Source organism: Calidithermus terrae, from assembly GCF_003574345.1.
Taxonomy (GTDB): Bacteria; Deinococcota; Deinococci; order Deinococcales; family Thermaceae; genus Calidithermus; species Calidithermus chliarophilus.
This window is the reverse complement of sequence record NZ_QXDL01000016.1, coordinates 24,881-34,823: the sequence shown is the minus strand read 5'-3', so window position 1 is coordinate 34,823 and position 9,943 is coordinate 24,881. Positions and strand designations below refer to the sequence as shown.

General features: G+C 69.1%; 10 protein-coding genes. 8 read left to right on the top strand and 2 right to left on the bottom strand.

What is annotated here, in order from left to right; genetic code table 11:
* The 8 genes from Mterra_RS03510 to Mterra_RS03475 form a co-directional block, all read left to right on the top strand.
* The coding region (locus Mterra_RS03510) for an SPOR domain-containing protein (RefSeq protein WP_147372527.1) at positions 1-344 on the top strand (344 nt) is incomplete at its 5' end.
* 82 nt (positions 345-426) lie between these two features.
* Complete coding sequence (locus Mterra_RS03505) at positions 427-1,068, top strand: redox-sensing transcriptional repressor Rex (RefSeq protein WP_119313911.1); 642 nt, start codon at positions 427-429, stop codon at positions 1,066-1,068.
* Positions 1,069-1,148: 80 nt separating this feature from the next.
* Positions 1,149-1,559 carry a hypothetical protein gene (locus Mterra_RS03500; protein ID WP_147372526.1) on the top strand — a complete coding sequence of 137 codons (411 nt, stop codon included), beginning with the start codon at positions 1,149-1,151 and terminating at the stop codon, positions 1,557-1,559.
* Between the two features lie 55 nt (positions 1,560-1,614).
* Positions 1,615-2,574, top strand: coding sequence for a polyprenyl synthetase family protein (locus tag Mterra_RS03495; RefSeq protein WP_119313909.1), 960 nt, complete (start codon positions 1,615-1,617; stop codon positions 2,572-2,574).
* A gap of 259 nt (positions 2,575-2,833) precedes the next feature.
* Positions 2,834-4,111 carry a Glu/Leu/Phe/Val family dehydrogenase gene (locus Mterra_RS03490; protein WP_119313908.1) on the top strand — a complete coding sequence of 426 codons (1,278 nt, stop codon included), beginning with the start codon at positions 2,834-2,836 and terminating at the stop codon, positions 4,109-4,111.
* A gap of 78 nt (positions 4,112-4,189) precedes the next feature.
* Positions 4,190-4,780 (top strand): GNAT family N-acetyltransferase, encoded by a 591-nt coding sequence (locus tag Mterra_RS03485; protein ID WP_119313907.1) that lies wholly within the window; start codon positions 4,190-4,192, stop codon positions 4,778-4,780.
* 266 nt (positions 4,781-5,046) lie between these two features.
* On the top strand, positions 5,047-5,958 hold the full coding sequence (locus tag Mterra_RS03480; protein WP_119313906.1) for a 2-hydroxyacid dehydrogenase: 912 nt from the start codon (positions 5,047-5,049) through the stop codon (positions 5,956-5,958).
* On the top strand, positions 5,958-6,662 hold the full coding sequence (locus Mterra_RS03475) for a class I SAM-dependent methyltransferase (RefSeq protein WP_119313905.1): 705 nt from the start codon (positions 5,958-5,960) through the stop codon (positions 6,660-6,662). Before Mterra_RS03480 ends, Mterra_RS03475 begins: the two co-directional genes overlap by 1 nt.
* Here Mterra_RS03475 and uvrC read toward each other — a convergent pair.
* Complete coding sequence (gene uvrC / locus Mterra_RS03470) at positions 6,659-8,458, bottom strand: excinuclease ABC subunit UvrC (protein ID WP_119313904.1); 1,800 nt, start codon at positions 8,456-8,458, stop codon at positions 6,659-6,661. The genes Mterra_RS03475 and uvrC overlap by 4 nt on opposite strands.
* 250 nt (positions 8,459-8,708) lie before the next feature.
* Positions 8,709-9,941 carry an MFS transporter gene (locus Mterra_RS03465; RefSeq protein WP_119313903.1) on the bottom strand — a complete coding sequence of 411 codons (1,233 nt, stop codon included), beginning with the start codon at positions 9,939-9,941 and terminating at the stop codon, positions 8,709-8,711.
* Positions 9,942-9,943 lie beyond the last annotated feature (2 nt).

Below are 9,943 nucleotides of genomic sequence, written 5' to 3'. Positions count from 1 at the left end.
GCGTCACGGTCGGCCCCTACGCCACCGAGGAGCAGGCCCGCGGCGTGGCCCGGGGCTTCGCGGGGGCCCAGGTGTACCGGGGGGCGCGCCCCGCGGCGCAGCCTGCCCAGCCCGCCCCCCAGGCCCAACCTTCCGCCGCACCCCGCTACGTGCAGGTGGGCGCCTTCAAGACCCAGGCCTCGGCCGACGCCCTGCTCGAGAAACTGCGCTCGGAGGGCCTGCCGGTGGTGCTGGTCAAGGACGGCAGCCTGCTCAAGGTGCGCGTCGGCCCGCTGGGCGAGGGCCGCGAGGAGGTCGTCGCCCGCCTCAAGGCCCTGGGATTGCCGACCCTGGCCGTCCCCTAGCCGCGGCCTATGATGGGCTCGAGGATTCCTACCCGGCTCGCGGGCCTTGTGCCCGGGGGCACATGAAGATGGAGGTACTGGAATGGCGAAAGTGCCCAGTGCAGCGATCTCTCGTCTGGTGACCTACTTGCGCATCCTCGAAGACCTCGAGGCCCGGGGCGTCAACCGCACCTCGAGCGAGCAGCTCTCCGAAGAAGCCCAGGTCACCGCCTTCCAGGTGCGCAAGGACCTCTCCTACTTCGGCAGTTACGGCACCCGCGGCGTGGGCTACACCGTCCCGGTGCTGCGCCGCGAGCTCCAGCAGATCCTGGGCCTCAACCGCCGCTGGGGCCTGTGCATCGTGGGCATGGGCCGCTTAGGCCAGGCCCTCGCCGACTACCCCGGCTTCGACGAGCACTTCGACCTGCGCGGCTTCTTCGACATCGACCCCGCCAAGCACGGCCTGAGCTTCCGCGGGGTCGCGGTCGAGGCGCTGGAGCACCTCCCCCGGGCCGTCGCCGAGCGGAGGATTGAGGTTGGATTAATAGCCGTCCCGGCGGATTCAGCCCAAAGCGTGGCGGACCGGATGATAGACTCTGGCCTGAGGGGCATCCTTAACTTCGCGCCCGTCGTCCTCGAGGTGCCCAAGGAAGTGGCGGTGGAGAACGTGGACTTTTTAGCCGGTCTGAGCCGCCTGAGTTTCTTTATCCTGAACCCGCGCTTGAGGGAGGAGATGATCGGATGAAAACAATCGCAGCTATGCTCCTCGGAGCCACGATGCTTCTGGTATCGGGCTGTAACAATTACGGAGGGATCAACGTCCTCGTGCCCCGGGTGGTCGTGGGCGCGAGCGACTTCCAGTACGACGGGGTCGCCCTGAGCGGGACGCTGTCGTTCTACAGCAAAGCGGGCTCCCCCTCGAGCGTCGTCAGCTACGTCATCGAGTTCAGCAACGGACAGACCGTCGAGCTCACCACCCCCCGGCTGTTCCCCGGCTGCGCGGTCGACGTGACCAACGACTTCGAGCGCGAGAACAAGCTCTGCCGCAAGGTGGACACCAAGAAGGACTACGGCCTGCACAACGCCATCCTGGTGGACGGGCTCGAGACCGACGTGAACATCGCGATCAGCGCGCCGGGGATCACTTCGGCCGTCCTCAGGAGCATCGAGGCCTACGGCGACAACGGCAGCAACTGGGGCGGCGAGCTCAACCTGGTGTTGTTCAAGGCCAACTGAGCCTTACTGCCACAATTCGCATTCGCGTCGAGGCCGGTAGCATATACTGGCCTCGATGAGCGTGAAGCCCTTCACCACCTCCCTCGAGCTCCCCCTCGAGGCCTTCGAAGAGCGCCTGCGGGAGGTCATCCGCTCGGACGTGGAGTTCATCCGGCTGATCGAGGAGGACCTGGTGACGGCGGGCGGCAAGCGGGTGCGGCCGCAGTTGGTGTTCCTGGCTAGCGGCGCGCTCGGCGGCGCCCCCCACGCCCTAGACATGGCCTTAGTGGTCGAGCTGCTCCACTCGGCCACGCTCCTGCACGACGACCTGGTGGACGACGCCGAGACCCGGCGGGGCCAGGTGGCCGCGTTCCGCAAGTACGGCAACGCGGTCTCGGTGCTCTCCGGCGACTACCTCTTGGCCCGGCTGATGCACCTGCTGGCCGAGATGGGCCGGATGGAGCTGGTGGCGATGGTGGCCCAGACCGCCCGCGAGCTCTCCGAGGGGGAGGTCTTGCAGTTCCAGGTGGCGGCGCTGGCGGATTACTCCCTCGAGGCCTACGAGCGCATCATCACCGGCAAGACCGGCTCGGTGACGCGGCTGTGCTGCGAGGGCCCGGCGGTGCTGGCGGGCGTCCCGGCTGCGCAGCGCGAGGCGCTGGCGCAATTCGGGCTGCTCTACGGGCAGGCCTTCCAGATGCGCGACGACTACCTCGACCTCATGGGCTCGGTGGAGGTGCTGGGCAAGCCGGTGGGCGGGGACGTGCGCGAGGGCAAGCTGACCCGCGTGACCCTGCGGCTGCTCGAGGAGTTCCCCCAGGAGGCCGGCGAGATCCTGCGGCGCAAGGGGGAGGGATTCGGCGACCTCGAGCGCCTGCGCAGCCTGGCGGTGCAGGCGGGCATCGACCGGGAGGTCGTGCAGGCCATCCAAGCCCGCGTCGAGGCGGCCGTGGAGCACCTGCAGGCCCTGCCCCCCAGCCCTTACCGCGACGCGCTCGAGGCGCTGGCCCGTAAGGAATCGTCGCGCCTTAGCTGAGTAGAGGGTCGATAGTCGATAGCTGATGGTCGATGGTCGATAGCTGATAGCTAATAGCTAATAGCTAAAAAAGCGTGTGGCCTGTGGGGGAAAGCACCCCACCCCGGACCTCCCCGCGGTCGAGGGTCCAGAGCCGAGGCGTCTTGCGTTTTGCCTTTAGCGTTTAGCGTTGGGCGTTCGACGTAGGACGTAGGACATATCCCGCAATGCATAAACAGGCTGTATCCTATACAGGGCAAGAAGAGCCAACGGAGCAGCTATGCGAAGTGAACCGCTTTCGTACCTCTCGAGCGAGAACAACGGCCCCTGGGAGATCTACCTCGAACAAGTCGAGCGCGTGACGCCCTATCTGGGCAAGCTGGCCTACTGGGTCGAAGACCTCAAGCGGCCCAAGCGCATCCTGGTGGTGGACATCCCCATACGCATGGACGACGGTTCGGTGGCCCACTTCGAGGGCTACCGGGTGCACCACAACACCTTCCGCGGGCCGGCCAAGGGCGGGGTGCGCTACCACCCCGACGTGACCCTCTCCGAGGTCATGGCCCTGGCCGCCTGGATGACCATCAAGAACGCCGCGGTGGGCGTGCCCTACGGCGGCGGTAAGGGCGGCATCCGCGTCGATCCGCGCAAGCTCTCGACGGGCGAGATCGAGCGCCTCACCCGGCGCTACACCTCCGAGATCGGCGTGCTGATCGGCCCCCACAAGGACATCCCCGCCCCCGACGTCGGCACCGGCGAGCGCGAGATGGGCTGGATGATGGACACCTACTCCATGAACATCGGCCACACCACGCCCGGCGTGGTGACCGGCAAGCCCATCCAGGTGGGCGGCTCGCTGGGCCGCCGTGACGCCACCGGGCGCGGCGTGTTCGTGGCGGCGGCGGTCGCGGCGCAAAAGCTGGGGATGGACCTCGAGGGCGCCCGCGTCGCCATCCAGGGCTTCGGCAACGTGGGCAACGCCGCCGCGCGCATCTTCCACGACCACAAGGCCCGCGTCGTGGCGGTCTCCGACGTGACCGGCGCCGTCTACAACGAGGCCGGGATCGACCCCTACGACCTCACCCAGCACGTGCAGGCCACCGGCGGGGTGCGCGGCTACCCCAAGGCCGAGCCCATCCCGGCCATGGACGTGCTCACCGTGCCCTGCGAGTTCCTGGTCCCCGCAGCGCTGGAGAAGCAGATCACCGAAGCCAACGCCTGGAAGGTGCAGTGCAAGGTGGTCGTGGAGGGCGCCAACGGCCCCACCACCCCCGCCGCCGACGACATCCTGGCCGAGCGCGGCATCCTGGTGGTGCCCGACGTCGTCGCCAACGCGGGCGGCGTGACGGTGAGCTACTTCGAGTGGGTCCAGGACTTCAACAGCTACTTCTGGACCGAGGCCGAGATCAACCAGCGCCTCGAGCAGATCATGCGCAACGCCCTCGAGGCGGTGTGGCAGGTGCACGAGGAGCGCAAGGTGAGCCTGCGCACCGCGACCTACATCGTCGCCGCGACCCGCGTGCTCGAGGCCCGCGCCCTGCTGGGCCTGTACCCCTAAAGCGGCCCGGCGGGTTGGGGGGTCAGGGTCGGGGGTTTCCCTCGCCCTGGCCCCCGTGTCTTGGCGTATCCTGGGGGTGTGCTGATCTCCGACACCTGGCCCCGCTCCGGGCGGGTGACCCTCAAACCCTTCACCGAAGGCCTGACCGAGGAGGAGTGGCGGCGTTTTTACGAGTGCTTCCGCGACCCCGAGATCGCCGAGTGGAACGGCAGCCGCCCCCTGCGCATGCCCATCTGGCTCTTCAAGCGCGTGGTGATGGGCGAGGTGGCCCGGGGCGACCGGCTGGGCTTCGGCATCCTCGACGAGGGCGGGGAGTGGCTGGGCACGGTCGAGCTCTACGACCTCAGCCGCACCGACGCCACCTTGGGCATCCTCATCGGGGCCAAGGACCGCTGGGGCCAGGGCTACGGCACCGACGCGGTGCGCGCGGTGCTGCGCTACGCCTTCGAGCGCATGAACCTCCAGCGCGTGAGGCTCAAGACCTTCAAGCACAACCTGCGCGCCCAGAAGGCCTTCCAGAAGGCCGGCTTCCGCGTGGTCTCGGTGGTCCCCGCCCCCACCCCCCGCCCCTCGATCTCGCTGGGCCCTTCCCGCCCCAAGGCCGAAGAGCGGCGCCTCGAGGACGTGCACATGGAGGTCACCCGGGAGGAGTGGCAGAGCCTGGGGTGAGGGAGGGCCGAGGGCTGAACGCTGAAAAATGCCGATGGCCGATGGCCGAGGGTCGATCGCCAAAGGCTCGTGGCCTGTAGCTGGTGGCTCGAGGGAACCCCTCCCCGCGGGCAGGGAAGGAATATCCCCCCTAGCCCCCCTTGTTAAGGGGGGTAAAGAAGGGGCGTTTAGCGTTTTGCGTATTGCGTGCGACGTACGACGTACGACGCACAACCCGCGCCCGGCGTTCAGCTATCGACCCTCGACCATCGACGTATATTTAGCCCATGTTCGTGCTCGTGCAAGAAGGGGTCGAAGCCCGCTACCTCGAGGGCCTCCCGGCGGAGGTGGTGGTTTTGCCCAAGCAGGGGCCGCTGCCCGCGGAGGCGGCGCAGGCCGAGTTCGCGGTGGCGCCCTACGGGTCGGCCCGGAGGTTTTTCGAGGAGATCCCCAACCTCAAGGCCTTGAAGGTGGTGCAGACGCTCACGGCGGGGGTGGACTGGATCTTGCCCAGGCTGCCGCCGCACCTCACCCTCTGCGACGGGGCGGGGATCCACGACGTGCCGGTGTCGGAGTGGGTCGTGGGGGCCATTCTGGGCGCCATCAAGCGCTTCCCCGAGTTCCGCGACGCGCAGCGCGAGCAGCGCTGGGCCTACCAGTGGGTGGGCGACCTCGAGGGCTCGACGGTGCTCTTCCTGGGCTACGGCTCCATCGCCCGGGCCGCCGAGAAGCGGCTCGAGCCCTTCGGGGTACAGTTCATCCGGGTGGCGCGCACCGCGCGGGAGGGCGTCTACGGCTTCTCCGAGCTGCCCGGCTGGCTCCCCCGAGCCGACGTCGTGGTCAACTTGCTGCCCCTCACCCCCCAGACCGAGCGGCTGTGCGGCGCCGAGTTCTTCGCCCGCATGAAGCCCGGCGCCCTCTTCGTCAACGCGGGGCGGGGCAAGACCGTGGACCAGGAAGCCCTCGTCGAAGCGCTCAAGTCCCGGCGGCTGCGCTTCGTCTCCGACGTGACCGACCCCGAGCCGCTGCCCGAGGGGCACCCGCTGTGGTCGCTGCCGGAGGTCTTCTTCACGCCGCACATGGCGGGCTCGACCCACAAGCTCTTCGAGCGCGGCTTCCGCCTGGTGCGCGAGCAGCTCGAGCGCTACCGGCGGGGCGAGCCGCTGCTCAACGTGGTGACGCCGGAGAAGGGCTACTGATGGAGGACGAGCGCCACCGGGCGATGCTCGAGCACTTCGGGCGCCTGCCCGCCACCCGCCGCTTCCACGCCGCCGCCGTCGTGCTCGAGCTGCTGCAAAGCCTCGAGCTGCCCCCCTCGCCCCGCGTCCTCGACCTGGGCTGCGGCAACGGCCTGGGAACCTTCGACGTCGCGCGGGCCTTCCCCCACGCGCGGGTGCTGGGCCTCGACCCCTCGCCCGGCCAGATCGAGGCCGCGCGGGCGAACCTGCGCGACCTTCCCCTGACCAACGTGGAGTTATCCACAGGGTATGTGGATAACCTTGTGGATAACTTCGACCTGGTGGTCCTGCTCCAGGTTATCCAGTTCTTCGAGAACCCCGTCCAGGAGCTGCGAAAACTGCGCTCGAGGGTGGCGGAGGGCGGCTTTTTGCTGTTGTCCACAGGCGTCTTGCCCGAGGGCTCGCCGGGGAGGGAATTCGCCCGGGGCCTGCTCGAGCGCTTCATCCCCCACACCCGCCACTGGTTCAGCGAGTCCGAACTGCGCGGGGTGCTGGGGGCGGCCGGGTTCCGCGTCGAGCGCGTGCGCCCCGACCCCTGGCGGCTGCGCGAGGTCAACGCCGAGCGCCAGGCGATCCTGGCCGAGGAACTGCGGCGTTGGGGCTTCGGCCTCGAGGCCGTGGAGCCCTGGATGAAGGCCGTGTACGTGCTGGCCCGGGCCGCTTAGGCGGGGGGGCTGCCCACCCCCAGCGCGGAGAGGGCCTCGAGCACCGCCTTGGCGCTGCGCTTGTCCATGCCCGGGATTTTGGAGAGCTCCTCAGGCGTCGTGGCGCGCAGCTCCTCGAGGGTGGAGAAGTGGTGCAGCAGGGCCATCTTGCGGCTGGGGCCGATGCCGGGGATGTCGTCGAAGACGCTCTTGAGGGCCTTGTCGGTGCGGAGCTTGCGGTTGAACTGCAGGCCGTTGTTGTGGGTCTCGTCGCGCTGGTAGATGAGCAGTTGCAGCGCGGGGTGGGTGAGGGGGAGCTCGATGGTCTTGCCGTCGGGGAGCACCAGGGTCTCCTCGCGCTTGGCGAGGCCCACCAGGGGGATGTCGATCCCGGCCTTCTCGAGCGCCTTCTTCGCCGCCCGCACCTGCCCTAAGCCGCCGTCGATGAGCAGCAGGTCGGGCAGGGGCATGCTCTCGGCCAGCGAGCCGGTGAAGCGGCGGTAGACGGTCTGCTCCATCGAGTAGAAGTCGTCGGCGGCGCCCTTGAGGCCCTTGATCTTCATGCGGCGGTACTCCCCCTTCTTGGGCCTCCCCCCCTCGAACACCGTGATCGAGCCCACCACCGCCTCGCCCATCAGGTTGGAGATGTCGTAGCCCTCGACGCGGTAGGGGCGGCGCGAGAGGCCCAGCACCTCGGCCAGGGCCTTGAGGCCGGGGTGGTCGCCCTTGCGCTCCATGAGCTTGAGCTCGGACTCGAGCGCGGTCTGGGCGTTGCGCTGGGCGAGCTCGACGAGGCGGGTCTTGTCGCCGCGCTGCGGCACCCGCACCTCGACCCGGCGGCCCTTGGAGCTCAGGAACTCGGAGAGGGCGTTTTGGTCGTCCACGGCGAAGGGCAGCAGCACCAGGGGCGGGAGGGGGGTGGCCTCGAGGTAGTAGTCGCGCAGGAAGGCCGAGAGCAGTTCCTCGTTGCTGTCCTCCTTGACCCCCTCCGCGAAGCGGCTGGTGCGGCCGAGGATCTGGCCGCCGCGCATCTGGTAGAGCTGGATCGCCACGTAGTCGGCGGCGCGGGCGAAGCCCAGGAAGTCGAGGTCGCCCAGCTCCACGTCGTAAGCCTGCTGGGTGGTGCCGAAGAAGGCCTGCACCGCCTTGATCTGGTCGCGGATCTCGGCGGCGCGCTCGAAGTCCTGGTTCAGGGCGGCCTGGCGCATCTGGGCCTCGAGGCTGGCGAAGAGCTCGTCCACCTTGCCGTCGAGCAGGTTTTCCACCTGCTCGACCGCGGCGGCGTAGGCTTCGGGGTCGGCCCGGTCCACGCAAGGGGCCAGGCAGCGGCCCATCGAGGCGTTGAGGCAGGGGTAGCGGCGCTTCTTCATGGGGAAGCCGCTGTTCTTGCGCAGGGGGAAGAAGCGGTCCACCAGCCGCTTGATGCGGCGCACCGCGCCGCCGTCGGGGAAGGGGCCCCAGTAGCGGGCGCCGTCGGGCAGGACGCGGCGCACGATCATGAGCATGGGGAAGGGCTCGTGGGTGAGCTTGAGGAAGGGGTAGTGCTTGTCGTCCTTCATCAGGACGTTGTACTTGGGGCGGTGCTGCTTGATGAGGTTGGCCTCCAGCAGCAGCGCCTCCACCTCGTCGCGCACGACGATGAACTCGAGGCGGCTGGCCTCCCGGCTGATCCGCAGCGACTTGCCCTCGGCGTGGAAATAGCTCGTCACGCGGGCCTTGAGGCTTTTGGCCTTGCCCACGTAGATGATGGTTTCCCCCTGCTTCCAGAGGTAGACCCCGGGCTTTTCCGGCAGGGGCGGCAGGTCGGCGAGCTGCATCCAGGCTACTCTAGCGCAGGTACGTTCTCGGCGTAGTGAGCCCAATCCCCTAAGCGAGTTGTTTGCCGTGGGGGGGGGTTCTGATGGGGCTGGTTCGCGGGACGAGCGCCCTTCCGCGGGGAAGTGGGGCTGTAGTCGGCCTGCGGGGCCGGGCACAACCCCAGTGGACGATTAACCCCGATGGGGCGTCTTGCGTTTAGCGTATTGCGTACGACGTAGGACGTACGACGTACGACGTACACCCCACGCATCAGCGCAAATTCCTCACCCCCGGCACCAACAGCCCGGTCCCCGCCAGCAAAACGACTGCCCCGCCGCAGATCAGGAGGCTAGGGGTCACCCCCAGGTGGGTGGCGAGCCAGCCGACGGCCAGGAAACCCAGCGGGAGCAGGGCGAAGGAGCCGAGCATGTCCACGCTGTAGACGCGGCCCAGGGCCTCGAGCGGCACCAGTTCCTGCACGGTGCTCTCCCAGATCACCCCGAAGACCACGAGGCTGCCGCCCATGAGCATCGCCAGGGCCACGGCGACGGCGGGGTGGGGGGCGAGGGCGAGGCCCAGGAGGGCTAAGCCGCTGGCGGCGACCCCGGCGTAGGCGGCCAGGCCGCGGCGCGTCACCTTGCCCAGCCGCCCCAGCAGCAGGGCGCTGAGCAGCGAGCCGGCGGCGACGCTCGAGAACAGCCAGCCCAGCGCCTGGGGGTTGCCCAGTCGCTCCTTGACCAGCAGCGGGAACAGCACCGAGGTGGCCCCGGCGAAGAACACGTTGACGAAGGCGAAGATCAGGATGGTCACCCACAGCCACTGCGAGCGGGCGATCAGGCGGAAGCCCTCGCCGAGGTCCTGCCAATGGCGGGTCCTGCCCGGCGTGGGGGTGGCGGGGCGGGGCCGGACCCGCATCAGCAGCAGGCAGGCCACGCCGGCCAGGAAGGTCAGGGCGTCGAAGCCCAGGGCCAGCGCCAGGCCGCCGAAGCCGACCAGGAGGCCGCCCAGCGCGGGGCCGGCGATGCCGGCGAACTCGCCCGCGAAGGAGCGCAGGGCGTTGGCGGGCACCAGCAGGGGCTTAGGGACGATCTCGGGCACGATGCTGGCGGTGGCGGGCATGAAGAAGGCGCTGCACAGGCCGAAGAGGAGGTACATGGCGTAGAGGTGGGCCAGGGTGAGGCCGCCGCCGAGCAGCAGGGCCACCACGCCCGCCACCAGCGCCCCGCGGACCAGGTCGGTGACCACCAGGACGTTGCGGCGGGGGATGCGGTCCACCAGCACCCCTCCCAGCAGCAGCAACAGCACCTGGCCCGCGCTGTAGAGGGCGGAGAGCTGCCCCAGTTGGGCGGCCGAGCCGCCGAGCTCGAGCACCAGGAAGGGCAGGGCCACCGCCGCCACGCGGTCGCCCAGCAGGGAGACGGTCTGGCCCAGCCAGAACAGCCGGAAAGGGCGCTCGCGCAGGGGCTCGAGCAGTTGGTCACCGAAGACGCGGCGCAGGATCATCT

Bases quoted from the DNA above. Each gene is read 5' to 3' on its own strand.
- Mterra_RS03505 (WP_119313911.1), top strand. From the start codon at position 427: ATGGCGAAAGTGCCCAGTGCAGCGATCTCTCGTCTGGTGACCTACTTG.
- Mterra_RS03495 (WP_119313909.1), top strand. From the start codon at position 1,615: ATGAGCGTGAAGCCCTTCACCACCTCCCTCGAGCTCCCCCTCGAGGCC.
- Mterra_RS03490 (WP_119313908.1), top strand. From the start codon at position 2,834: ATGCGAAGTGAACCGCTTTCGTACCTCTCGAGCGAGAACAACGGCCCC.
- Mterra_RS03480 (WP_119313906.1), top strand. From the start codon at position 5,047: ATGTTCGTGCTCGTGCAAGAAGGGGTCGAAGCCCGCTACCTCGAGGGC.
- Mterra_RS03475 (WP_119313905.1), top strand. From the start codon at position 5,958: ATGGAGGACGAGCGCCACCGGGCGATGCTCGAGCACTTCGGGCGCCTG.
- uvrC (WP_119313904.1), bottom strand. From the start codon at position 8,458: ATGCAGCTCGCCGACCTGCCGCCCCTGCCGGAAAAGCCCGGGGTCTAC.
- Mterra_RS03465 (WP_119313903.1), bottom strand. From the start codon at position 9,941: ATGATCCTGCGCCGCGTCTTCGGTGACCAACTGCTCGAGCCCCTGCGC.